The sequence below is a fragment of the Kocuria sp. HMSC066H03 genome (assembly GCF_001812045.1).
Lineage (GTDB): Bacteria > Actinomycetota > Actinomycetes > Actinomycetales > Micrococcaceae > Kocuria > Kocuria rhizophila.
The window spans coordinates 220,191-242,893 of sequence record NZ_KV807506.1 but is presented as its reverse complement, the minus strand read 5'-3'; the positions used below and the strand labels follow the sequence as shown (position 1 = coordinate 242,893).

Sequence of the window (22,703 nt, the reverse complement as noted above, 5' to 3'; positions counted from 1 at the left end):
GGAGCACCATGCCGACACCCCAGGACAGCCCGCGACCCACCCCCCAGGACACGGACGCCATGCAGGGGCCCCGGGAGCACCCCCGCGTGTCCCTGCGCGCGTGGACCCAGCAGATGGACGCGTACACGGGGCCGGACACTCTCCTGGACTTCAACCAGGTGGACAACGTGTGCATCGACCTCACGGAGGCCAACTCCTCGGGGCAGGCGCAGCTGCTGATGCAGCGGCCCACGCGGCTGTCCACGATGATCCACCAGAACACCCCCGCGTACGACCGCGCGGTGCGCTCCGCCCGTGCGCTGCGCACCAAGATCCACGAGCTGTCCGTGGGTCACGGGCTGGACGCGGCGTACCTCGCGGCGGGCACCGCGTCCTGGCTCGCGGACCCCGTGGCGGACGGGCTGCGGCGTTTCATCGCCCCCGTCCTGCTGGCGCCGGTGACCGTGAAGCTGCGCCCGGACCACAAGGACTTCGAGCTGCACATCGTGGGACCGGCGCACCTGAACCCCGCGCTGGTGCGCAGACTCCGGGAGGACCACGGTGTGGAGCTGGCCACCGCGGAGATGTCCCGGCTGGCGTACGGCACGCGCAAGCTGGACCCCGCCCCTGTGCTCGAGACCCTGCGGCAACTCGCTGTGGAGGTCCCCGGGATGCACGTGGAGCACCAGCTGGTGGTCTCCACGTTCGCGGACCTGCACGAGCGTCCGGCGGACGAGCACATGGTGGCCCGCACCCGCCTGGTGCAGGACCTGGCGCGCCTGAAGAACTCCGAGGTGGGCAAGCTGCCCGTGGTGCACGCCCTCACCAACGACGCCCCCGCCCTGGACCAGCGGGATCCCGCGGACGAGCTGCTGCTCACGGACCTGGACGCGAACCAGCAGGAGGTTGTGGACCTCGCGGAGCAGGGCAAGAGCTTCGTGGTGTCCACCCCGGTGGGAACCGCCGCGGTGGACACCGTGGTCTCCACCGTGGGCGCCCTGGTGCACCGCGGGCGCAGCGTGCTGGTGCTGGGCGAGTCCCGCACCACGCTGGCCGCCTTCAACCGCGCCTGGAACCGCACGGGACTGGACTCGCTCGTGCTCCCGCTGGGCTCCCACCTGAGCCCGGACGACGTCGCCGAGCGGCTCGTGCGCGCGGTGGCCCGCAACGAGCGCACCCAGGAACCGCACACCGAGCCGATCCGGGAGGCGCTGCAGCGCACTCGGGAGCAGCTGCGCGTGCACGAGGAGTCGCTGCACACCCGCCGGCCGCGCTGGCAGGCGTCCCCCTACGAGGCCATGCAGGCCCTCGCGGAGCTGACCGCTCGGGATCCCGGGCCCCAGACCACGGTGCGCTTCCGGCGCTCCGTGCTCGACGCCGTGTCCCACCGCGGCGAGGTGCGGCGCCAGCTGCAGCGCGCCGCCGCCCTGGGGGCCTTCGACCCGGCCACGCTCGCGGGCCCGTGGCACGGTGCCCGCCTGGTCAACGACGACGAGGCCCGCCAGGCCCACGACCTCGCGAAGTCCCTCCTGCTGGAGCTGACCACGCTGTCCACCGCCATGCGCCACGTCCTGGGCGTGTCCGGGCTGCGGGTGGGCTCCACGATCGCGGAGTGGGAGCAGCAGCTCGAGCTGGTGATCGACGTGGGCAACTCGCTGCGCCACCTCACCCCGGACATCTACGACCGCCCCGTCACGGACCTGATTGCCGCCACGGCCTCCGCGTCCTGGCGCCGCGACCACGAGATCGAGCTCAGCGGACTGCAGCGCTCCCGGCTGCGCAAGGCGGCCAAGGAGTACATCCGCCCGGGCGTGCACCTGTCCGACCTGCACGCCGCGCTGGTGAAGGTGCAGTCCGAGCGGGACCGCTGGCGGCAGTGGGCCACCACCCTGGAGCAGCCGGCCGTGTCCGACCGCGCGGAGGAGACCCTGCGCACCCACCGCCGCTTCCGGGAGGACCTCGAGGGCCTGGCCATCGCCCTGGAGGGCTCGGTCACCGCGGCCCGGCTGGAGACCGCCACCGTGGACGAGCTCCAGGTGATCCTGGACGAACTGATCAACGACGAGGCCCACCTGAGCACCCTTCCCGAGCGGACCGTGCTGCTCGAGGACCTGCGGGCCCGTGGTCTGGGGGAGTTCCTCGCGGACCTCGAGTCCCGGGGCGTGCCCGCCGAGCAGGTGGACGACGAGCTCGAGCTGGCGTGGTGGCAGTCCGTCCTCGAAGCCATGATCAGCGGAGACGACTTCGTGGCCATGCCGGACGGTTCCCAGCTGCGCAGGACGGAGTCCGCCTTCCGGCGTGCCGACTCCGCGCACATCGCCGCGGCCCCGGCTCGGCTGGAGCACGAGCTGGCCACACGGTGGGCCCGTGATGCCAAGCGGTTCCCGCGGGAGGCACGCACCCTGCGCGACATGCTGCGCAGCGGACGGGTCCGCACCGAGGAGCTGGACCGGGTCCAGCACCTCACGCCCTCCCTGGTGCCCGTGTGGACGGCCAGTCCGCTCGTGCTCACGGCGACCCTCGGTGACGAGCAGGCCGTGGACGCCGTCGTGATCCTGGACGCCGAGTCCACGCCGCTGGCCGCTACGCTCCCGGCGGTGGTCAAGGCGGAGCAGGTGATCGCCTTCGGCGACCCCCACGCGGGCGGTCCGCAGCCGTTCACGGTGGCTCCCCGCGTGAGCGCGCGGGACACCCCGCAGCCCGTGACCGAGGTGGACTCCGCGTTCGAGACGCTGTCCCGCGTGGTGGACTCCCGCTCACTGACCTCGGTGCGCCGTCCCATGGACCCCCGCCTGTTCTCTTACCTCAACGAGGCCTTCTACGACGGCGCGCTGACCCGTGTGCCCTACGCCTCGGAACTGATGGGCGCCACCACCGGGCTTTCCGCGGAGTACGTGGTGGACGGTGTGGGTGTGCTCACGGCCGGGAGCGAGGGCGTCCAGGCCCCGGCGGCAGAGGTCCAGCGCACCGTGGACCTGGTCTTCGCCCACGCGGCGCGCCACCCGGAGCGCTCGCTGGCCGTGGTGACCGCGAGCGCGATGCACGCCGCCCGCGTGGCGCAGGCCGTGCAGCGCAGGCTGCGCGAGTCCGGGGAGTCCGCGGAGTTCTTCGCCCCGGGCCACGAGTCCTTCCGGGTGGTGGAGCTGCACCGGGCGGCCGGCATCGAACGGGACACCGTGATCTTCTCGCTGGGCTTCGGACGGACCACCTCCGGGCGCAGCACTCCCCAGCTGGGATCGCTCTCCGAGCGTGACGGCCGCCAGGCGTTCGTGCGGGGGATGACCCGCTCGCGCCGCCACACGCACATCGTGACGTCCATCCACCCCAAGGACACCGAGCTGCGGCGGCTGCAGCACGGTGCCAAGGACATGTACCACATGCTCGAGGTGCTGTTCGGGGAGGAGACCACGTCCGAGCGCGCCCCGGCACCCGTGGACGACCCCGGGGCCGCGACCGATGCGCTCGTGGCAGACCTCGCGCGGCGGCTGCGTGCCGCCGGAGCCACCGTGCACACCGGCTACGCGCACGCCGTGGACATGGCGGCGCACGCGGATGCCGAGTCGCTCTCCGCCGGCGCGGTCCTGCACCGCGGGGACGACGACGCTCCCGTCCGGATCCCCGTGGCCCTGCAGTCGGACGGCTCCGACCGCAGCCGTGCCCTGAGCGTGCGCGAACGTTTCCGGCTGATCCCGCAGCACCTGGAGCGCGCAGGGTGGAACTACGTGAGCCTGTGGTCCGTGGAGGTCTTCACCGATCCGCAGACGGTGGCCGGCCTCGTGCAGCGCTATCTGGGACTCTCGGGTGGCGTGGCCGGGGCAGCTGCCGCCCCGGCGCCGGGCGCTGGGCAGGGGAGCGCGGACCGTGTCGGCTGAGACCTCGGGTGGCCGGCGGCGCGGGTCGCACCGGCGCGTGACCGGAGGGACCGCCCCCGACCAGGAGCGCGCCCTGGGCGGTTCCGTGTGGGGCGAGGCCACGCCGCCGCTCGGCTCGGACGCCCCGGACCCCCGGGAGGCCGGGACCTCGGACGGGCACGAGCAGTGGCTGCGCGAGCAGCGGCCCCCGCACTGGGGCTGACCGTCCGGCCCGGCCGCGCCACGGGTTCCGTCCCGCCGCACTGCGTGGGGCGCTCCCGGTCCGAGCGGGGCGCTGTCACCGTTCAGCGGGTCACGGTGCCACGAGGACGAGTGACACCCGGCCGGAACCCTCGAGCGCGGCAAGACTCGCTGCCGTCTCCCGTGGAGCGGCCAGCACCACCAGGCCGGAGTCCGTGTCCGTCCCGGCCGGGGCGAGCAGGGATGTGTCGCCTCCGGACGTGGACGCCGCGGCCCACAGCACCGTGACCGAGCGGGCGACCGGGCGGCCGCGCGCGGCCGAGGCGCCGTCCGCATGGTGCACGACGTCCACGGCGTCCCCGGGACGGATGTGACGCAGCACCGCGGGATCGCTCACCCGCACGGTGGCGGCGGTCGTCCCCGGGGGCTGGCCGGTCAGCACACCGGGCCCCAGCACGCTGGTGGAGGTCACCGGCTGACCGGGTGAGAGCGCCACGGTGGTGGTCTGCCCGCCCGCCTCGGGAATGCCGGTGAAGGCAGCTGCCGGCGCGATGTCCACGGGGAATTCGGTCACCGTGAGGTCTTCGGCGGTCAGGGCGGTGCCCGCGGGAACGTCGTGGGCGGCCGTCACCACGGGGGTGGTCCGGTCACCGGGCGGGGCGAGCCGGAGGACCACGATCGTGAGGGCCAGCGCGCAGAGCGCGGCGGCCACGAGCCGGTGGCGCCGGCGCACCGCGGTGCGCAGCCTCAGACCCAGGGGATAGTGCGGACGGGGCGGTGAGCTCATACCCGGACGCTAGGGCGGCACGGAGCATCTCCGGGCCTGCGCTCCACGAGCGGTGCACTGCGCCACGGTCTGCCGCACCCGGTCCGGGACTGTGCAGGGCGCTCGCCGCGGGCGGAGCGTGGGATCAGCGGGCGGGGAGCGTCACCGGGAGCTCGCGGAACTGCCCGACGTCGTGGTCGCGGAGCCCGATCCGGTGGTGGGCGGGGCCGAAGGCGTCGAGGCGGCGCTTCCCGAGGAACCAGAGCCGCTGCCGGTGGCCGCGGTGTCCCCGGAGGTTCCAGAACCACCGGAGGCTCCCGACCCGCCGGCGGATCCCGAGCCGGAGGCCGTGCCGACATCCCCGGAGGCCCCGGAGCGGGAATCGGTGCGGTAGAAGCCGGAGCCCTTGAACACCACGCCCACGGAGTTGAACTTCTTGCGCAGCACGCCGCCGCACTCGGGGCACACGGTCAGGGCGTCGTCGGAGAAGGACTGGCGGATGTCGAAAGCATGGCCGCAGTCTTTGCAGGCGTAGGCGTAAACGGGCACGGATGATTCCTTCGAGAGCGGGAGGGACGGTGGTTCACCGACGTCACATCCTACTCGCGGGCTCCCGCTCGACCGCGCCAGCTCGGGCCGCGCACACGGGTGCGCTCAGGCGGACCCGCCCAGCGCCACGACGCCGTGCTCGGTGAGCACCTCGGCCAGGACCGCGTCGTGGGGCTCCGCCGGGACCTCACCGGTGGGGAGCACCTCGTCCGCGAAGCAGCACGCCACGGTGCGGGGCCGGTGTCCGGCGGTCTCGAGGGCCTCCAGGAACCGGTCGTAGTAGCCGCCACCGAAGCCCAGTCGCACGCCGCTGCGGTCCACGGCCACCACGGGAACCACCAGGACGCGGACGGCGGCGAACACTTCCAGGCCGTGCCGCGGGCCGGCGGGTTCGCGCAGACCGGGCAGGGCGCCGTCCACCAGCGCGGCCCCGGGTCGCCACTGCACCCAGGCCAGTGCGCGCCGCGGGGCCACGACCGGCAGCCACACGCGCCGCCCCCGCCGGTGGGCGTCCTCGAGCGCCGGCAGCAGCGGCGGTTCGTCGGGCAGCGGCAGGAAGCCGGCGACGTCGCCCGCTCCGGTCTCTGCGAGAAGCCGGGTGAGGTGCCTCCCCAGGCCCGCCTGCGCCTCGCGGCGCACCCCGGCACTGCGGTGACGACGCCGCTCGAGCACGTGCGCGCGCAGGGCTGCCTTGGCGGCGCGGTCCCCTGAGGGCTGTTCCATGGGCACGCTCCTGGGTGACTGTCCGCTCTTGGGAGTACACGGAGTGCATTACCGGCCGGATTCCGGAGTTGGAACCGGGGCGCGGATGCCTCGTCGTTTACCCTAAGTCCATGAGCCCTCACGAAACCAAGCGCGTACACAAGGCCGTCATCCCCGCCGCGGGACTGGGCACCCGCTTCCTGCCCGCCACCAAGGCGATGCCCAAGGAGATGCTGCCGGTCGTGGACCGTCCGGCCATCCAGTACGTGGTCCAGGAGGCCGTGGACGCCGGCCTGGACGACGTCCTCATGATCACGGGCCGCTCCAAGCGGGCCCTGGAGGACCACTTCGACCGCGTTCCCGCCCTCGAAGCCCAGCTGAAGGAGTCGGCCAAGGACGCCCTGCTCTCCGAGGTGGAGCACGCGTCGGACCTCGGGGAGATCCACTACCTGCGCCAGCAGGACCCCCAGGGCCTCGGCCACGCCGTGCTGCGCGCCAAGATCCACGTGGGGGAGGACCCATTCGCGGTGCTGCTCGGAGACGACCTGATCGACGAGAAGGAGGACCTGCTCTCCCGGATGATCGAGGTGCAGGAGCGCACGGGTGGCTCCGTGGTGGCCCTCATGGAGGTGCCGCGCGAGAGCATCAGCGCCTACGGCTGCGCTGACGTCACCGCCGTGGAGGGCGAGGACTACGTGAAGGTCAACGGACTGGTGGAGAAGCCGGCACCGGAGGACGCCCCCTCCAACCTGGCGATCATCGGCCGCTACGTGCTGCACCCGGAGATCTTCGCGATCCTCGAGAGCACCGCACCGGGCCGCGGCGGCGAGATCCAGCTGACGGACGCCATGCAGACCGTGGCGGACCGCGGTGAGGACGCCCACGGCATGTACGGCGTGGTGTTCAAGGGACGCCGTTTCGACACCGGCGACAAGCTCTCCTACCTCAAGGCCAACATCGAGCTCGCGTGCGAGCGCGACGACCTCGGCCCGGGTCTGCGGTCCTGGATCGCGGACTACGCCAAGACCCTCAAGGTCTGAGGACCCGCACCGGGTGAGCACGGCAGCCGAGTGGCCCGTCACCGTCCAGTGGGCGCAGCTGATGCTGCGCCCACTGGTCATGAGTGACCGCGGTGAGTGGGACCGGGTGCGCTACCGCAACCGGGAGTGGCTCGAACCGTGGGAGGCGAGCAACCCCGAGGCGGCGGGGACGGCGCCGTCGTACCGCAGCTTCGTGCGGCAGATGCGGCAGCAGGCGCGGGCCGGGCAGTCCCTGCCGTGGCTGATCACGGAGCTGGACCCGGTGAGCAGGCGGCAGGAGCTCGTGGGGCAGCTGACCGTCTCGGGCATCACCCTGGGCTCGTTCCGCTCGGCCAGCCTGGGGTACTGGGTGGACGGCGCGCAGGCGGGCCGGGGGATCGCTCCGATGGCCGTGGCCATGGCCACCGACTACTGCTTCCAGCACCTGAGGCTGCACCGCATGGAGATTAACATCCGTCCCGAGAACGCCAAGTCCTTGCGGGTCGTGGAGAAACTGGGGTTCCGGGACGAGGGCCTGCGGGAGCGTTTCCTGCACATTGCCGGCCGGTGGGCGGACCACCGCAGCTTCGCGCTCACGGCCGAGGAGGTTCCCGAAGGCCTCGTGCGCCGGTTCACCGGCGAGGACGAGGGCATCACCGTGCGGCGCGGGCTGCGCTGACCCACCGCTCGGCGCGCGGGTGCGCGCCGAGCGGCCGGACCCAGGGCTGCGCCCGTCGCGCGACCGGCCCCGGGCGTCCGCCGGTCGGGCCTGAAACCGGACGACGTGCGGCTGGCGGGCACCCGAACTCCGCCCCAGGACCATCGAATGACATTGATGTGAGCAACACGCTCATTCCACGCCGGGAATCCTTCTCACCTGTCCTACCCTGAAACGGTGGGTTTGTCTTGGGTGAGCAGTTCAGCGGTCCTGGCCGCTATCATCGTGCTGTGTGTGATGTGGTTCGCACCGCACGTGGCCAGGCGCACCAGCGTTCCGGTCCGTGCCCAGGTGGAGGCCCCGGACCTGCTGCTCCACCCGTCGGACCGCCCCCGCGAGCACGTCCGCAGCACGCCCAGTAGAGTGGGGGCCACGGCCTCAGCACAGCTTCATGAACGGGAGACGACAGCCATGGACACCTCGGCACATGCGCCGTCCGCCATCACCGTCCGCCGCGGATCCGTGGCGGGTCTCCGGATCAAGTGGGACCGCACCATCGTGTTCCTGACCGGTGCCGCGCTCGTCCTGGCCGCCGTGCTCACCGGAATCGCCGCGCCCTTCACCGCCGTCACGTGGGCCGTGCCCGTGGTGCTGCTCCTGCTGGGGGCCGGCTGCGTGGCGGGTCTGCGCTACCTGGCCGTCACCGACCGCGCCGGTGTGTCGGCCCAGGCCGCCACGCGTCAGACGGCCCCCGCCCAGCACGCCATCTTCGACAACGAGGACCAGGCCCGTCAGGACCGCGAGGAGCAGGAGCTGCAGGCGGACGCCGCACTGGACCTGCCCGCCGAGGGGCAGCTGCCCGAGACGGTGGCGCCCGAGCGCCCCGCGGCGGAGAAGACCTACACCGTGGCGGAGCTGCGCGCGGAGGCCCTCAAGGTGGCCCGCAGCTCGGCCGCCGCGGGATCCACCGCGGCCACGTGGGAGCCGGTCCCGGTGCCCAAGCCGCTCTACACCCAGGCGCCCGTGGTGCAGCGCCGCGCACCGGAACCGCTGCGGGTGCCGCAGCGCCCGGCGGCCACCACCACGTCCCTCAAGGACGCGGTCCGCGCGGGGGAGCAGGAGAGCGCCGCGCTGAACCTGGACGACGTCCTGAAGCGACGCCGGGCCTGACGCCTCCAGCACCTACCGATTTGACGACAGCAGCGCGCCGCGGATCCCGAACAGGGCCGCGGCGCGTTCTACTCAGGGAGCACCATGGTCACGCATCAGGTTGAGATCGAGCGCAAGTACGACGTCGCGGGGAAGAAGAAGCCCAAGCTCAAGCTGCACAAGCTGGAGCACTTCACCGTGGGCGATCCCGTGGAGCACGACATGAGCGCCACGTACTACGACACCGCCGATCTGCTGCTCGCGCGCTCCGCGGTGGCCGTGCGGCGTCGTACCGGCGGCAGCGACGACGGCTGGCACGTGAAGTACGAGGCCGGTGCGGTGCGTGGCGAGCTGCACTACGAGCCCCTCAAGACCGCCCCCGACCGGCTTCCGGCGGCACTGCGCAAGGTGCTGCTGGGTCTCACCCTGGGCGAGGACCTCCAGCCCGTGGCCACCGTGGACACGCGGCGCACGCTGTACCCGGTGCTCGCGGAGGACGGGCAGTACGCCGAGCTGTGTCTGGACGCCGTCTCCGCGCGGGACGAGCGCGCTGGGGTCACCCGGGAGTGGACCGAGTGCGAGGTCGAGCTCACGCGCGACGACCTCACCGAGAAGCAGGCCAAGGCCGTGTTCGAGGCCGTGGAGACCGTCCTGTTCGCCGCGGGGGCGGAGCCGTCCTCCTCGGTGGCCAAGATCGCCCGGGCCCTCGGCCAGGACGGCGGGGACGTGGTGCGCGTGGTCTCGCCGGAGCACGCCGCCGTCACGTCCGACGACGCCGCTGACGCCGCCTCCGCGGGGTTCGCGCCGGGTGCGGGAGAGTCTGAGGGAGAGCAGCCGTCCGGGAAGGGCTCGTCGAACGACGAGGGCTCCTCCAAGGACACGAGCTCGTCGAAGAACAAGGGCTCGGGGAAGAAGAAGGACAAGGGCTCCGCCAAGGGCAAGTCGTCCAAGAACGGCAAGGACACGAAGAACGGCAAGAGCTCCGCGGGGAGTGGGGGCGGGCATGCGAAGGGCAACGACGCGGCGTCGTCGTCCGACACCGGGGACCGGGGGGAACGCACGGGGGCCGACGTCCTCGCGGAGATGATCTCCCACCTGACCTCGCAGCTGCAGCGCTGGGACTTCGCCGTGCGCATCGAGGCCGAGGACTCGGTGCACCAGATGCGCGTGCGCTCGCGGGCGCTGCGCAGCGTGCTCCAGGCGTCCCGGAGCTTCGTGGCCGAGGACGTGGTGGCGGACATGGAGCAGCGGCTCAAGGACCTGGCGCGTGTGCTCGGCGACGCCCGGGACCAGGAGGTCGCCCTGGAGCGGCTGGACGTGCTGCTCGACGGCCAGCCGGCGGGTGTGCTGAGCGGTGCCGCCAAGGAGGAGCTGCGCGAGGCGGCCAGTCACCTGGGCACCGGCACCGGGCGGGCGGTCCGGCGGGAGCTGGACAGTCAGGACTACCTCCAGCTGGTCCGGGACCTGCACGCGCTCGGTCGTGGAGAGGGGTTCACGGAGGAGGCCGCGGCGCTGTCCGACAGGAAGTTCGCCAAGGCGGTGCTCGGCGCGGCACTGAACCGGGTGGTCGTCACGGCCAGCACCACCCCGCCCGAGCCGGGGGCCGAGGTCTCGCTGAGCGACATGGCCATGGACGTGGGGGAGCGGATCGCCCTGCCCGGCAAGGACGCACTGCAGACCGCGGCGGCGTTCGAGGTGCTGCACGAGACCCGCAAGGCCGCGAAGTCCGCGCGCTACGTCTCCGAGGCGCTGGGACGGGCGCACGCCAAGGCGGGGAAGAAGCGGATCCGCGCCGCCGCGGTGGCCAAGGACTACCAGGACGACCTCGGGGTGATCACGGACGCCGCGGTCATGGAGGAGTGGCTCGCGCGCGCCGCCCGCTCGTTCCAGCGCACCGGCAAGGACCGCTACGCGGTGGGCGTGCTCCACGGGATGGAGCTCACCGAGCTGCGCAACGGGATGCTGGAGGCCGCCGAGATCCTGGAGGACCTCGTGGAGGACCTGAGGGACGAGCTGCCCTCGCAGGACTGACCCGCGCGGGTGCCCCGGTCCGTGAACCGGGGCCACGGGAGACGGGAGCGCCCCGTCGACGAGTGGTCGTCGACGGGGCGCTCTTTCGAAGGGGCCGCTCCGTGGATGTGCTCAGGCGCGGTGTCGCGGTGCCCGGCGGCCTGACCTGCGGGTCCGCTGGGCAGGTCCCTCACCCGAGGAAGCGGCGGTGGCGCTGGTCTCGGCACCACCGATCGCGGGCCGGGCCGCAGCGGGCTCGGGCTCACGCTCGGTGGCATCGTGATCCGCGGGGTCCGCGGACGTGTGCGCGTCCGCCACGCTGTCCGAGGCGTCGGTGGACGTGGTGGTCCCGGTGGCCCCGGACTCCGTGGCAGTGGCCTGCACTGTGGAGATCTCGCCGGTCCCGGTGTGGTCCACACGGGTGGCCAGGGGCTTCTCCTCCACGAACAGCAGCAGCAGGAACGCCACCACGGCCAGCGGGATCATGGCCAGGAAGATGGGCAGCAGCGCATCGTTGTAGGACTGGACCACAGGGTCCTGGATCATCTGCGGCAGCTCGTGCACGGTCTCCGGCGTGAAGGAGTTGGCGTCCACGGAGCCGGAGGCCTGGGGAGGCAGCGGGGGCAGGTTCTCCGCCAGCAGGTCCTTCAGGCGGGAGATGAACAGCGAACCCACCACGGCGGAGCCCACGGTGGCACCCACCTGGCGGAAGAAGTTGCTGGAGGCGGTGGCCGTGCCCACGATCCGGTTGGGCACGGAGTTCTGCACTATCAGCACCAGGATCTGCATGCTCAGCCCGATGCCCGCGCCGAACACCGCGAGGAACACGCACATCCGAACGGTGGAGTCCGAGACCTCCAGGGTGGACAGCAGCCACAGGCCGATGCCCATGATCAGCATGCCCACCAGGGGGAACAGCTTGTACCGGCCCGTGCGCGAGACGATCTGGCCCGAGACGATCGAGGTGATCAGCAGGGAGGCCATCATGGGGGTCATGAGCAGACCAGCCTGGGTGGCGTCCACGCCCTTGACCATCTGGATGTAGGTGGGCATGTAGCCGATCGCGCCGAACATGGCCACGCCCACCGCGAGCCCGGACACGGTGGTCAGGGTGAAGTTGCGGTCCTTGAACAGGGACAGCGGGATCACGGGGCTGCTGGCCCGGGTCTCGGCGACCACGAAGGCGATGGCACCGGCGAGGGTGGTGGCGCACAGCAGCAGGATCTGCGGTGAGTTCCAGTCGTACTGGGTTCCGCCCCACGTGCACACCAGGATCAGGCACGTGGTGGCACCGGCCAGCAGGATCATGCCCAGGTAGTCGATGCGCTCGCGCTCCTCGCGGGGCCGCCGGGGCAGCTTGAGGAACACGGCCACGGCGATGATGGCCAGGATGCCGAGCGGGATGTTGAAGGAGAACGCCCAGCGCCAGCCGGGACCCTCCGTGATCCAGCCGCCCAGCAGCGGTCCGGCCACCGAGGACACGGCGAACACGGCGCCCATCACGCCCATGTACTTGCCGCGCTCACGGGCGGGCACCACGTCCGCGATGGAGGTCTGGGCGAGGATCATCAGACCGCCGCCGCCCAGGCCCTGCACCACGCGGGCGGTGATGAGCCAGCTCATGCTCTCGGCCGCCGCGCCCAGGGCGGAGCCCGCGATGAACAGCACGATGGCCGCGATCAGCACGGGCTTGCGGCCGAAGAGGTCGGAGATGCGGCCGTAGACCGGCATCATCACCGTGGAGGCCAGGATGAAGCCGGTGATGACCCAGCTCATGTGGTCCACGCCGCCCAGGTCCCCCACGATGGTGGGCAGGGCGGTGGAGAGGATGGTCTGGCCGAGGGACGCGAGCAGCATGACGACCATGAGGCTCGCGAACAGCAGTCCGAGGTGGGGTGGTTTCTCGTCCACGGGAGGGCTGGACGCAGCCCGGGTGGCGGTGGCGGTCATGAGATCTCCTTGAGAGCGGTGCGGAAGACGCCGATGGCGTGGTCGAGCGCGCGCTGGATGGCGGCGTCGTCGGACACGGCAGCCAGGTGGGTGTCGGTGCGGAATGCGAACTTGATGACCGAGCCGGCCAGCAGCACGAAGGCGTGCGTGGTCTCCTCGGAACGGGGCGTGGGGCCGCGCCCGGAGTGCTCCGCGACCGTGGAGACCACGAGGGACTCCGCGGTGGTCACGTGCATCCCGATGCGGCGCTTGAGCTCGGGGTGGTGGTCCACCAGGGCGCGGCGCTGGGCCATGAGCTCGGGTGGGCCGGTGGCGTCCCGCAGTACGTCCATGAACAGCCGCACGGTGCGCGCGAACTCGTCGCCGGTGCTGCGGTCCATGTAGCGCGCGTGCGCGGCCTCGGAGATCTGCGGCGGGGTGATGCCCAGCACCGCGTCCTCCTTGCTCGCGTAGTAGTTGAAGAACGTGCGCCGGGACACGCCCGCGCGTTCGGCGATCGCGTCCACGGTGGTGTCCGAGAAACGGCCCTCGGCGGAGAGCTCGAGGGCGGCCTGGTGGATCTCGGCGAGTGTGCGGGTGCGGTTGCGTTCACGCAGGGACGGCTGGGGTGTGGACACGGGTACACATTATGCACTCGTGCAAACTTGCACAAGTGCAGAATTTGCCCGGTGGGTATGATTCCGCTCACCGCGCACGGCGACGGCCCTCCACATGGCTGTGCGCGGGCGGTAACACCCCGAGGCGCTCGCTACAGTGGGCGTGTGACAGCACCCTTACTGGCCTGCGTGGGGCCCGCTCAGCACGGTGTGCGGATGCACGCGGAGAACCTCGCGGCCCACACTCCGCGCGCCCGCTCTGTCGAGGGGCCCATCGACCGTCTCCGCATGGAACTTCTCGCCGGGCGGTCCCCGGTGCACCTGCACTTCACGGACCGCATCTTCGGGTCCACGCCCGCCAGTGCCGCGGACGCGGTGGCTGAGATCGCACGCGTCCGCCCGGTCACCGTGACGCTCCACGACCTCCCGCAGCCCGCCAACGGCCACGCGTTCGAGGCCCGCCGCGCGTGCTACGCACGGGTGGCCGACGCCGCCCGCACCGTCATCGTGAGCAGCGACTCCGAGCGGGCCCAGCTGGCGCGGTACGTCCCGATCACGGGCAGCGCTCCCGTGCTCGTGGCGCCCCTGCCGGTCGATCCGCCGGAGCGCGGGGCGTGGGACGCCGCTCGACGGCACGCCGCTGCGGGCGAGCACCCCACCGAGGGGGAGCGGCCCACCGTGGGGATGCTGGGCTTCCTCTACCCCGGAAAGGGGCACGACCGTGTGTTGGATGCCCTGGCTGACGTGCCGTTCCCCGTGGACGTGCTCGCGCTCGGCCGCGCGTCCGACGGTCACGAGGACCTCGTGGAACAGCTGGACCGTGCCGCCCGCCGCGCCGGTCACACCTTCCGTGCCACGGGCTTCCTGGACGACGCCGCCCTGACGCGCGCCGCGCAGCAGGTCACCGTCCCGGTGGTCGCCCCCGCCCACGTCTCGGCCTCCGGGTCCGTGGGGCGCTGGATCAGTGCCGGGCGCCGCCCGCTGGTCACGCCCCATCCGTTCTTCGAGGAGCTTGCCGCACGGGCTCCGTGGGCGCTCACCCTCACCGATGATCTGCCCGGCGCACTGCGCCGTGCCCTCAAGGACCCGGCGGGCACGTGGATCGCGCCGGACGAGTGGCGCACCACCGACCTGCCGTCCAGCGCAGTGGCCGCGGCCGTGCAGTGGGAGCAGATCACCGGCGGCGGGGAGCTGTCATGACGGTCGAGCACGCCGCCCCGCCCCGCGTGAGCGTGGTGATCCCCTACTTCGAGAACCAACGCGGTCTGGACCGGCTGCTCGCCGCCCTCGCCCGCCAGGACATGACCGCCCGGGAGTTCGAGGTGGTCATCGCCGACGACGGCTCCGCCACCCCGCCCGTCCTTCCCGCCACGCCGTTCACGTGCTCGGTGGTGCGCCAGGAAAACCTGGGCTTCCGAGCCGGTGCCGCGCGAAACCTGGGGGCGCGGGCGTCGTCGGGAACGGTGCTCGTGTTCCTGGACGGGGACATGATCCCCGAGCCGGGTTTCCTCACCGCGCTGCTCGCGGGCCGCGACGCCGCGGACGACGGCCACGGTGCGCTCGCCGTGGGAGCGCGCCACCACGCGGAGCTGTCGGAGCTGGAGGTCCAGGACGTGCTGCGCTGGGTGGCGGGGGAGGACGTGCCCGGTGCTCGGCGCCTGGAGGATCCCGCCTGGCTCGCGGAGGGCTACGCACGCACCGCGAATCTGCGTGAGGCGGGCGTGGAGGATTTCCGGCTGGTCATCAGTGCGCTGCTGGCCGTGGACCGGGAGCTCTTCGAGCGCTGCGGCGGTTTCGACGAATCCCTCGTGGGCTACGGCGGCGAGGACTGGGACCTCGCCCACCGGTGCCGGCAGCTCGGGGCGAACCTCGCCCACGTGCCCGGGGCCGGGGCGTGGCACGACGGTCCGGACCTCGGTGGGCGGGCGGACACCCGCGCCGTGAAGGACGCGGAGACCCTCGCGCTTGCGCAGCGCATTCCCCTGCCGAGCACGCGCGGGATCGGCGTGGTCTTCGAGCAGCCCTGGGCGGTGGTGCGTGTGCACGGCCACCGCGAGGACGCCGAGGCGTATCTCATCGCGTGCCACCTGCTGCGGGACACGGACGCCGGGCTGTGGTTCGTGGACCGCCAGGACGTTCCGGCCGCGCTGGCCGCGGACCCGCGCGTGCGCACGGGAGAGCCGCCGGCCGGGGTGCTGGAGCGCGCCGTGGTGCTCGCGGACGCCCACGCTGCGCTGACGCTGGACGAGCCCCTGCGCGTGTGGTGCGAGCGCGGAGAGAGCGAGGTGCCGGGAGTGCTCACGGTGCGCTCGGTGCGCGCCGTCCACCGCGCGGAGTCTTCTCCGCGGCGCATGCCCCGTGACCACGCCGGCTGCGCGGTGCACCCCGCAGACACTGACCGACGACTCGAGGACAGGGTGGGCCACCATGGCTGAGCTGGGATTCGACCCGCAGGACGAGGGCCGCCGCGCCCACTACGGGGACTTCTACGGGCTGAGCGAGCTCCCGGACAAGCCCCTGTTCGCCGTGCACGGCAACTGCCAGGCGGAGTCCCTGCGCGTGCTGCTGCACGGCGCGCTCGCCGGTGACTGGCACGGGGTGCGGATGCCCCCGGTGCACGAGCTGCTGGATCAGGACCTGCCGCACCTGCACGCCCTGCTGCCCCGGCTGTCCCTGCTGGTCACGCAGCCGATCGCGGCGGGCTACCGGGGGCTTCCGCTGGGCACCGACGACGTCCTGGCGCGGCTGTCCCCGGACGCCCGGGTGGTGCGGGTGCCCGTGATGCGATGGACCGCGCTCATGCCCACGCTCGCGATCGTGCGCGCTCCCGGGGTCGGAGATCCGCCGATCGCGCCGTACCACGACCTCCGGGTGCTCAGCGCAGCCGCCCGTGGAGAGCGGCGCGTGGACCTCACCCCGCCGTCCGCCGACGCCGCCCGGGCCGCCCGTGAGGAGTCCCTCGCCCAGCTCCGGCTGCGTCAGGACGCCCACCGCACGCTCGACGCCGCCTCCCTGCTGGACGCCGCTGGACCCAACGCGGTGCACGTGATCAACCACCCGGGCAACGGGGTGCTGCGGGCGGTGGCCTCGGCGGTGCTGGACGATGCGGGGCTGTCCGCGCCGGTCCCGGATCCGGGCCGGGTGCTGCTGGGCGGCATCCGGGCACCCATCCTGGCGAGCACCCTCGAGGCCCTCGGGTACGACCCCGCCGAGCTCGAGGGTGGGCCGCACGAGGACTGGGTCATCCACGGGGAGCACGTTCCCGCGCAGGACATCGCCGCCGAGCACCTGCGCTGGTACGCACAGCACCCGTCCGTGGTGGCCGCGGGGCTGCGGCGCCACGAGCACCTGATTCAACGACTGGGATTGAGCGCATGAGCACGGACAAGGCACGCGGGAATGGGCCTGCGGAACCGGGCGAGGACAGCGCGAACGGGCCTGCGGAACCGGGCGAGGACCGCTCGAACGGGTCGGCGGGACCCGGCAAGGATCGCGGGAACGGGTCCGTGGAACCGGGCCAGGGCCGCAGGAACGGGCCCGCGGGACAGGGCGAGAACGGGCAGGAAGGCGGCGCAGCGGCGTCGTCGGGCCCGGAACGCACCCCGGACGGGCACCACATCGTGGTCAAGGGCCGGAAGTGGCGGGCCACGGACACCGGGATCCCCGAGACGTTCCGGAAGGAGCTGGTCGCCGAGCTGATGAGCGCGCGCCGCGCCGTGAAGTCCAGGGACGAGCACGCGCGGGACCGCGTGCAGGACGCGAAGGTGGCGCTGGGCGAGCGCGGGGAGCCGTGGTGGGAGGAGCCCACCGAGGACGGGCTGCGCGCACGGGAGGCCGCGACCATCCGGGCGCTGCTGCGGCACCGGGCGGGGAAGACCATCTGCCCGTCGGACGTGGCCCGCACCCTGGGCGGGGAGCACTGGCGGGACCTCATGCCGCAGATTCGGGACGTGGCGGGGGAGATGGCCGGTGTGGGAGAAGTCACAGTCACCCAAAAAGGTGAGACAGTGGACCCTTGTACAGCCCGCGGTCCCATCCGGCTGGCACCGGGACCGGACCTCGCGGGGATGCCCGCGGACGGGGAGTGAACCCGCCCGCCGAGACCGAGGAGTCCGCACGTGAGCTTCCTGGACGACGCCCACCGGATGCACGACGAGCTGGTGGCGCTGCGCCGCACACTGCACACCAACCCCGAACTGGGCACCGACCTGCCGTGGACGCAGCAGCAGGTCCTCGCCGCGCTGGACGGGTGCGGGTTGGAGCTCACGAAGGGCGAGTCGCTCACGTCGGTGACCGCGGTGCTGCGCGGTGCGAGGCCCGGGCCCACGGTGCTGCTGCGCGGTGACATGGACGGGCTGCCCGTGGTGGAGCAGACCGGGCTGGAGTACGCCTCGACCAACGGGGCGATGCACGCGTGCGGTCACGACCTCCACACCGCTGCCCTCGTGGGTGCGGCCAGGCTGCTGAGCGCGCGCCGGGACGAGCTCGCCGGGAACATCGTGTTCATGTTCCAGCCGGGGGAGGAGGGTCCGGGCGGCGCCAGGCCCATGATCGAGGAGGGCGTGCTGGACATCGCCGGGGAGCGCGTGGTGGCGGCCTACGGCATCCACGTGAACCCCGGGCCGCTGGGGCAGTTCAGCTACCGGCCCGGGACCGCGATGGCCGGGGCCAACAACCTCACCGTGACCTTCCACGGACGCGGCGGGCACGGCTCGCAGCCCCACACCGCGCTGGACCCCGTGACGGCCGTGTGCGAGTTCGGCACCGCGCTGCAGACCATGGTCACCCGCCGGTTCGGCGTGTTCGACCCCGTGGTGGCCACCATGACCCGGCTCTCCGCCGGCGAGGTGAACAACGTGATCCCCGAGAGCGCCTGGATCTCCGGGGACGTGCGCACCCTGTCCCCGGAGACGTCCGCACGGTTCCCGCGGCTCGTGACGGAGCTCGCGGACGGGATCGCCGCGGCCCACGGGCTCACCGCGCAGGTGGACTGGTCCCCGCTGTACCCGCCCACGGTCAACGACGCCGCCGAGGCCGCCTTCGTGAGCGACACGCTCGCCCGCGTGTTCGGCCCGGAGCGCGTGTCCCGGAACCCGGACCCCCGCATGGGCTCGGAGGACTTCTCGTTCGTGCTGCGCGAGGTCCCCGGGTGCTACTTCTTCCTGCACTGCACCCCGCCCGAGGTGGATCCCGCGGACGCCGGCTGGAACCACTCGCCCACGGTGCTCTTCGACGACTCCGTCCTGGGGGACCAGGCCGCCGCGCTTGCCGAGGTGGCGTGGGAGCGAGTGGCGCGGGGCTGAGCCGCCCACCGATGTCCCGGCCGGCCTCGTGCGGGGCCGCTTCCTGGGCCCTGTGAGCCGGGACCTGTGCGCCATCGACTGGGCCGCCACGTTCCCCTTGGGGGTCGCCGTGTGGTCTGGCGGCCCACCGACCACCACCCACCCGTTCCCGTTGTGAAGGAGTTCCACCATGTCGTTCCTCGACCATGCCACGTCCCTGCAGCCGGAGCTCGTTGCCCTGCGCCGCTCCCTGCACGCCCACCCGGAGGTGGGCAACGACCTCCCGTGGACCCAGCAGCGGATCGTCGAGGCCCTGGACGGGCTGGACCTGGAGGTCACCCTGGGGCACTCGGTGTCCTCGGTGGTCGCGGTGCTCCGTGGCGCCAGGCCCGGGCCCACGGTGCTGCTGCGCGGCGACATGGACGGGCTGCCGGTGACCGAGCAGACCGGGCTGGAGTACGCCTCGACCACCGGGGCGATGCACGCGTGCGGTCACGACCTGCACATGGCCGGGCTGGTGGGAGCGGCGCACCTGCTGAGCGCGCGGAGGGACGAGCTCGCCGGGAGCGTGGTGTTCATGTTCCAGCCGGGGGAGGAGGGCCCGGGCGGTGCCAAGCCCATGATCGAGGAGGGGCTGCTGGAGGTCACGGGCGAGAAGCCGGTGGCCGCGTACGGGATCCACGTGTTCCCCGGGGAGCGCGGGCTGTTCACGTACCGCCCCGGCACCGCGATGGCGGGCGCCAACTACCTCCACGTCACGTTCCACGGCGAGGGAGGACACGGGTCCCAGCCGCACACCGCCAAGGACCCCGTTCCCGCGCTGCTCGAGTTCGGCACGGCCCTGCAGACCATGGTCACGCGGCGGTTCAGCGTGTTCGACCCCGTGGTCGCCTCCATCACGCAGCTCTCCGCGGGCGAGGCGATCAACGTGATCCCGGGCCGCGCGAGCCTGGGCGCGAGCGTTCGCACGCTGTCCGCGGCCAGTGACGAGGCCTTCCCCGCCGCCGTGCGCGAGCTGGCCCACGGCATCGCCGCCGCCCACGGTGTGCGCGCCGAGGTGGAGTGGACCGTGCTGTACCCGCTCACCCTCAACGACGACGCGGAGACGGCGTTCGTGGCGAACACCCTGGCCGAGCTGGTGGGGGAGGAGCACGTGCGCCAGGATGCGGACCCGCTCATGGGTTCCGAGGACTTCTCGTTCGTGCTCGACCAGGTCCCGGGCTGCTTCTTCTTCCTGGAGTGCAGCCCTCCGGACCTGGACCAGGAGAATCCCGGGTGGAACCACTCGCCCACGGTGCTGTTCGACGACGCCGTGCTGGGCACCCAGGCCGCGGCGCTCGCCGAGCTCGCGTGGCGGCGCCTGCAGCGGGACTGATCGGCCGGTCACTCCGGGGGCAGTGGGACCCGGCTCAGGCGTGCAGGACCTCGTGGGACTCGGAGTCGCGGATCTCCACGGTCTCGATCTGGAACGTGGAGTGGTGGACCGAGACGTCGAAGTGCTCGGCCACGCACGTCTTGACGTCCTTGAGCAGGTCGGCGGCGTGGCCGTCCCGGAAGCACTCGTCCTCCACCACCACGTGGGCGCTGATGGTGGGCAGGCCCGTGGCGACCGTGGAGGCGTGGACGTCGTGCACGTCCACCACGTGGTGCAGCCCCATGATGTGCTCGCGGAACAGGTCCAGGTCGAGACCCCGGGGCGTGAACTCCATGAGCACCGCCGCGGTCTCGCGCATGATGGTGACCGCCCGCGGCAGGATCAGCGCGGCGATGAACAGGGCGGCCACGGTGTCCGCCCGCTGGAAGCCGGTGGTGGCGATGACCACGGCGGCCACGATGACGCCGAGGGACCCCAGGGCGTCGTTGGCCACCTCCAGGAACGCGGCGCGCATGTTGAAGTTGGCGCCGCGCCCGGAGGCGAGCACCAGGATGGCGACCACGTTGCACGCCAGGCCGATCGCACCGAACACGAGCAGCTCGGTGGGTGGCACAACCCGGGGCTCCAGCAGCCGCCGGATGCCCTCGACCACGGCGAAGATCCCCACGCCCAGCAGGAGGGTGGCCTGCGCGAGGGCGGCGATGACCTCCACACGTCGGAACCCCCACGTGTGCTTGGAACTCGCAGGGCGGCGCATCAGGTGGGCCGCCACCAGGGCGACCAGCAGACCGAGGGCGTCCGTGAGGGCGTGCACGGTGTCCGTGAGCAGGGCGAGGCTGCCCGTGAGCACGGAGCCCACCGCCTGGGCGAGGACCATTCCGGCGGTCAGCCCGAACGCGATCCACAGCCGGCCGCGGTGGTCGCCCGCGCCAGCGCCGTGGTCGTGCGCGTGGCCGGCGCCCATCAGAGGGACTCCTGCCGCGGCGTCGTCGGCGCAGCTGCGGCCCCGGTGAGCGGGGCGCCCGTGGCCGAGTTCCCGGAAAGGACCCCGGAGGGGTGGCCGTCCGGGAAGGGCTCCTGGTTGGCGGGAGGGTGGTGCAGGTGCGTGCACAGCACCGCGCGGGTGCCCGTTGCACCCAGCAGCTGCTCGGGCGCCGCGATGAGTCCCGCCAGCTCGTGGGGGTGCGTGAGGGAGTACCACGTGGCGCGGCCCTCGGGGCGGGAACGGATGAGCCCGCACTGCGCCAGAAAGCTCAGGTGCTTGCTCACCGTGGACTGCGCAAGCCCCATGTGGGCCACGAGATCCCGCACGCGGTGCTCGCCGGAGGCCAGATGCTGCAGGACCGCCAGGCGGGTGGGCTCGCTCAGGGCCTGGAAGAGGTGCGCGTACGCGTGGGTGGCCTGCTCATCGAGTGCAGGGAGGTCGGTAGGACAGATCGCCATGCAACGATGATATCGCTGACAAGGCGGATGTGTCTGCCTAGAGGAGACCTCTGCGGCGGACGAGACGAGCTCACCGGACGCGAGGAACCTGCCGCCGGAGGGTGGCCCGGTCCCGGTGCAGTCCACCGCGTCAGTGCCGCGAGCGGAGTGCTCCGGCCCGAGCTGCACAGTGAACGGTGGCCGCTCACTGAGGCGCTCAAGAGTGATGAGGTCGTAGCTGCCGCGCGGCGGCGCCCACCGCCGCGGCCAGGGCGTGGGTGATGTCGTTGAAGTTCAGCGCGGACTCCGCGCGGGCATTCTCCGGGTCGGTCTCGGCGCCGATGCTCGCGGTTCCCTGTGACCTGACCGCGGGCACGTGGATGAACGTGGCGGGCAGGTCTGTTCGGTGCAGGGCGGTCCAGAAGACGGCGTTGCACAGGAATGCACCAGCGTCCTCGGACACCTCCGCGGGAACTCCCGCGTCCTGAATGGCCCGGGTCAGAGCCGCAGGATCGAGGCGGGACTCGAGGCGTGCGGGCCCGGGGGCCAGGGGAGCGGCATCCCGCACCACACCGTCGTTGTCCGGGATGCGCCCGTGCCCCAGGTTCCTGGCCCAGCGCTCCGGAGTGACGACCGCGCGGCCACCCGCTTCTCCCACGGCGATGATCGCGTCCGGCTGGTGGGTCTCGACAGCCCGCAGCAGCGCCGGACCGGCGCCGGACCACGTCACCGGGAGGATCGCCGTGGCGAGGTTCACGCCGTCCGGACCAGGGATCTCGCCGAGCCGCTGGACGGCGGTGCCGCTCGCGTTCTCCGTTTCACCGCCGAAGGGCTCGAAGCCTGTCACGAGGATCTTCATGGGCCCACCGTATCGCCGCTCGGCGCACCGGCCGATGCTCGCGGAATGCGCGGTGTCCCTGGGGCAGGAGCCACCGGAGGCAGCAAGAAGGCCCCGGAACGGTGCGTTCCAGGGCCTTCTCGGCGTTCCCTCGATCCTTCGTGCGAAAGCACGTGACCGTGGACGTGGTGTGGAGCCTAGGGGAATCGAACCCCTGACCTTTTCATTGCGAACGAAACGCTCTACCAACTGAGCTAAGGCCCCGAACAACAGGAGTCACTGTAGTCCTCCCGGACGGATTTCGCACATTCGCGGGGCGCCGGGTGCCCCGGGGCGGTGATCGCCGCGGCTGCACT

Annotated in this window: 20 protein-coding genes and 1 tRNA gene; 12 read left to right on the top strand and 9 right to left on the bottom strand. The window is 72.4% G+C overall.

All coding sequences use genetic code 11. The annotated features are described in order from the left end of the window. The first annotated feature begins 8 nt into the window (after positions 1–8). Both HMPREF2833_RS04520 and HMPREF2833_RS04515 read left to right on the top strand, forming a co-directional pair. Positions 9–3,851, top strand: coding sequence for an ATP-binding protein (locus HMPREF2833_RS04520; RefSeq protein ID WP_070636799.1), 3,843 nt, complete (start codon positions 9–11; stop codon positions 3,849–3,851). 37 nt (positions 3,852–3,888) lie between these two features. After that, on the top strand, positions 3,889–4,053 hold the full coding sequence (locus HMPREF2833_RS04515) for a hypothetical protein (protein WP_223110605.1): 165 nt from the start codon (positions 3,889–3,891) through the stop codon (positions 4,051–4,053). A gap of 90 nt (positions 4,054–4,143) precedes the next feature. Here HMPREF2833_RS04515 and cpaB read toward each other — a convergent pair whose 3' ends face one another. The 3 genes from cpaB to HMPREF2833_RS04500 all read right to left on the bottom strand — a co-directional run bounded on the left by cpaB (position 4,144) and on the right by HMPREF2833_RS04500 (position 6,069). Beyond that, positions 4,144–4,818, bottom strand: a complete 675-nt coding sequence (gene cpaB, locus HMPREF2833_RS04510) for a Flp pilus assembly protein CpaB (RefSeq protein WP_070636798.1) — start codon at positions 4,816–4,818, stop codon at positions 4,144–4,146. Positions 4,819–4,959: 141 nt separating this feature from the next. After that, positions 4,960–5,346 (bottom strand): FmdB family zinc ribbon protein, encoded by a 387-nt coding sequence (locus tag HMPREF2833_RS04505; RefSeq protein WP_070636797.1) that lies wholly within the window; start codon positions 5,344–5,346, stop codon positions 4,960–4,962. Between the two features lie 105 nt (positions 5,347–5,451). After that, entirely contained in the window at positions 5,452–6,069 is a 618-nt protein-coding gene (locus HMPREF2833_RS04500) for a 5-formyltetrahydrofolate cyclo-ligase (protein ID WP_070636796.1), read from the bottom strand. Positions 6,070–6,179: 110 nt separating this feature from the next. Here HMPREF2833_RS04500 and galU point away from each other — a divergent pair, with 110 nt between their 5' ends. From galU to HMPREF2833_RS04480, 4 genes are all read left to right on the top strand, one after another. Continuing rightward, the gene (gene galU / locus HMPREF2833_RS04495) at positions 6,180–7,088 is read left to right on the top strand and encodes a UTP--glucose-1-phosphate uridylyltransferase GalU (RefSeq protein ID WP_070636795.1); all 909 of its coding nucleotides are present in this window, start codon (positions 6,180–6,182) and stop codon (positions 7,086–7,088) included. Positions 7,089–7,101: 13 nt separating this feature from the next. After that, positions 7,102–7,746 (top strand): GNAT family N-acetyltransferase, encoded by a 645-nt coding sequence (locus HMPREF2833_RS04490; protein ID WP_019309590.1) that lies wholly within the window; start codon positions 7,102–7,104, stop codon positions 7,744–7,746. Between the two features lie 231 nt (positions 7,747–7,977). Beyond that, positions 7,978–8,895, top strand: a complete 918-nt coding sequence (locus HMPREF2833_RS04485; RefSeq protein ID WP_245190528.1) for a hypothetical protein — start codon at positions 7,978–7,980, stop codon at positions 8,893–8,895. A gap of 84 nt (positions 8,896–8,979) precedes the next feature. Then, positions 8,980–10,905, top strand: a complete 1,926-nt coding sequence (locus HMPREF2833_RS04480) for a CYTH and CHAD domain-containing protein (RefSeq protein WP_070636794.1) — start codon at positions 8,980–8,982, stop codon at positions 10,903–10,905. Between the two features lie 111 nt (positions 10,906–11,016). On the opposite strand, the gene HMPREF2833_RS04475 is transcribed toward HMPREF2833_RS04480, so the two are convergent. Together HMPREF2833_RS04475 and HMPREF2833_RS04470 are read right to left on the bottom strand one after the other, a co-directional pair. After that, positions 11,017–12,834, bottom strand: coding sequence for an MDR family MFS transporter (locus HMPREF2833_RS04475; protein ID WP_070636793.1), 1,818 nt, complete (start codon positions 12,832–12,834; stop codon positions 11,017–11,019). After that, positions 12,831–13,451: a TetR/AcrR family transcriptional regulator gene (locus tag HMPREF2833_RS04470; protein ID WP_047978164.1), complete on the bottom strand. Its 621-nt coding sequence runs from the start codon at positions 13,449–13,451 to the stop codon at positions 12,831–12,833. Before HMPREF2833_RS04470 ends, HMPREF2833_RS04475 begins: the two co-directional genes overlap by 4 nt. 267 nt (positions 13,452–13,718) lie before the next feature. On the opposite strand from HMPREF2833_RS04470, the gene HMPREF2833_RS04465 reads away from it, so the two are divergent. The 6 genes from HMPREF2833_RS04465 (at position 13,719) to HMPREF2833_RS04440 (ending at position 20,087) form a co-directional block, all read left to right on the top strand. Then, positions 13,719–14,630, top strand: a complete 912-nt coding sequence (locus HMPREF2833_RS04465; RefSeq protein ID WP_223246034.1) for a glycosyltransferase family protein — start codon at positions 13,719–13,721, stop codon at positions 14,628–14,630. Beyond that, entirely contained in the window at positions 14,627–15,865 is a 1,239-nt protein-coding gene (locus HMPREF2833_RS04460) for a glycosyltransferase family 2 protein (protein WP_070636791.1), read from the top strand. Before HMPREF2833_RS04465 ends, HMPREF2833_RS04460 begins: the two co-directional genes overlap by 4 nt. Continuing rightward, positions 15,858–16,808: a WcbI family polysaccharide biosynthesis putative acetyltransferase gene (locus tag HMPREF2833_RS04455; protein WP_047978165.1), complete on the top strand. Its 951-nt coding sequence runs from the start codon at positions 15,858–15,860 to the stop codon at positions 16,806–16,808. The genes HMPREF2833_RS04460 and HMPREF2833_RS04455 overlap by 8 nt, the downstream gene beginning before the upstream one ends. Further along, positions 16,805–17,518, top strand: a complete 714-nt coding sequence (locus HMPREF2833_RS04450) for a DUF3253 domain-containing protein (RefSeq protein ID WP_180956155.1) — start codon at positions 16,805–16,807, stop codon at positions 17,516–17,518. The genes HMPREF2833_RS04455 and HMPREF2833_RS04450 overlap by 4 nt, the downstream gene beginning before the upstream one ends. Before the next feature lie 30 nt (positions 17,519–17,548). Further along, entirely contained in the window at positions 17,549–18,733 is a 1,185-nt protein-coding gene (locus tag HMPREF2833_RS04445; protein WP_019309581.1) for a M20 metallopeptidase family protein, read from the top strand. A 169-nt stretch (positions 18,734–18,902) separates the two neighbouring features. Further along, positions 18,903–20,087 carry a M20 metallopeptidase family protein gene (locus tag HMPREF2833_RS04440; protein WP_019309580.1) on the top strand — a complete coding sequence of 395 codons (1,185 nt, stop codon included), beginning with the start codon at positions 18,903–18,905 and terminating at the stop codon, positions 20,085–20,087. A gap of 34 nt (positions 20,088–20,121) precedes the next feature. On the opposite strand, the gene HMPREF2833_RS04435 is transcribed toward HMPREF2833_RS04440, so the two are convergent. From HMPREF2833_RS04435 to HMPREF2833_RS04420, 4 genes are all read right to left on the bottom strand, one after another. Continuing rightward, a complete protein-coding gene (locus HMPREF2833_RS04435; protein WP_070636790.1) occupies positions 20,122–21,051 on the bottom strand; it encodes a cation diffusion facilitator family transporter in 930 nt (309 codons plus the stop codon). Further along, a complete protein-coding gene (locus tag HMPREF2833_RS04430) occupies positions 21,051–21,530 on the bottom strand; it encodes an ArsR/SmtB family transcription factor (protein ID WP_070636789.1) in 480 nt (159 codons plus the stop codon). The genes HMPREF2833_RS04435 and HMPREF2833_RS04430 overlap by 1 nt, the downstream gene beginning before the upstream one ends. 196 nt (positions 21,531–21,726) lie before the next feature. Then, positions 21,727–22,368, bottom strand: a complete 642-nt coding sequence (locus HMPREF2833_RS04425; RefSeq protein WP_019309577.1) for a pyroglutamyl-peptidase I — start codon at positions 22,366–22,368, stop codon at positions 21,727–21,729. Between the two features lie 170 nt (positions 22,369–22,538). After that, positions 22,539–22,611, bottom strand: a tRNA-Ala gene (locus HMPREF2833_RS04420). Positions 22,612–22,703 lie beyond the last annotated feature (92 nt).

Bases quoted from the DNA above. Each gene is read 5' to 3' on its own strand.
- HMPREF2833_RS04520 (WP_070636799.1), top strand. From the start codon at position 9: ATGCCGACACCCCAGGACAGCCCGCGACCCACCCCCCAGGACACGGAC.
- cpaB (WP_070636798.1), bottom strand. From the start codon at position 4,818: ATGAGCTCACCGCCCCGTCCGCACTATCCCCTGGGTCTGAGGCTGCGC.
- HMPREF2833_RS04500 (WP_070636796.1), bottom strand. From the start codon at position 6,069: ATGGAACAGCCCTCAGGGGACCGCGCCGCCAAGGCAGCCCTGCGCGCG.
- galU (WP_070636795.1), top strand. From the start codon at position 6,180: ATGAGCCCTCACGAAACCAAGCGCGTACACAAGGCCGTCATCCCCGCC.
- HMPREF2833_RS04480 (WP_070636794.1), top strand. From the start codon at position 8,980: ATGGTCACGCATCAGGTTGAGATCGAGCGCAAGTACGACGTCGCGGGG.
- HMPREF2833_RS04475 (WP_070636793.1), bottom strand. From the start codon at position 12,834: ATGACCGCCACCGCCACCCGGGCTGCGTCCAGCCCTCCCGTGGACGAG.
- HMPREF2833_RS04465 (WP_223246034.1), top strand. From the start codon at position 13,719: ATGGAACTTCTCGCCGGGCGGTCCCCGGTGCACCTGCACTTCACGGAC.
- HMPREF2833_RS04460 (WP_070636791.1), top strand. From the start codon at position 14,627: ATGACGGTCGAGCACGCCGCCCCGCCCCGCGTGAGCGTGGTGATCCCC.
- HMPREF2833_RS04455 (WP_047978165.1), top strand. From the start codon at position 15,858: ATGGCTGAGCTGGGATTCGACCCGCAGGACGAGGGCCGCCGCGCCCAC.
- HMPREF2833_RS04450 (WP_180956155.1), top strand. From the start codon at position 16,805: ATGAGCACGGACAAGGCACGCGGGAATGGGCCTGCGGAACCGGGCGAG.
- HMPREF2833_RS04440 (WP_019309580.1), top strand. From the start codon at position 18,903: ATGTCGTTCCTCGACCATGCCACGTCCCTGCAGCCGGAGCTCGTTGCC.
- HMPREF2833_RS04435 (WP_070636790.1), bottom strand. From the start codon at position 21,051: ATGGGCGCCGGCCACGCGCACGACCACGGCGCTGGCGCGGGCGACCAC.
- HMPREF2833_RS04430 (WP_070636789.1), bottom strand. From the start codon at position 21,530: ATGGCGATCTGTCCTACCGACCTCCCTGCACTCGATGAGCAGGCCACC.
- HMPREF2833_RS04425 (WP_019309577.1), bottom strand. From the start codon at position 22,368: ATGAAGATCCTCGTGACAGGCTTCGAGCCCTTCGGCGGTGAAACGGAG.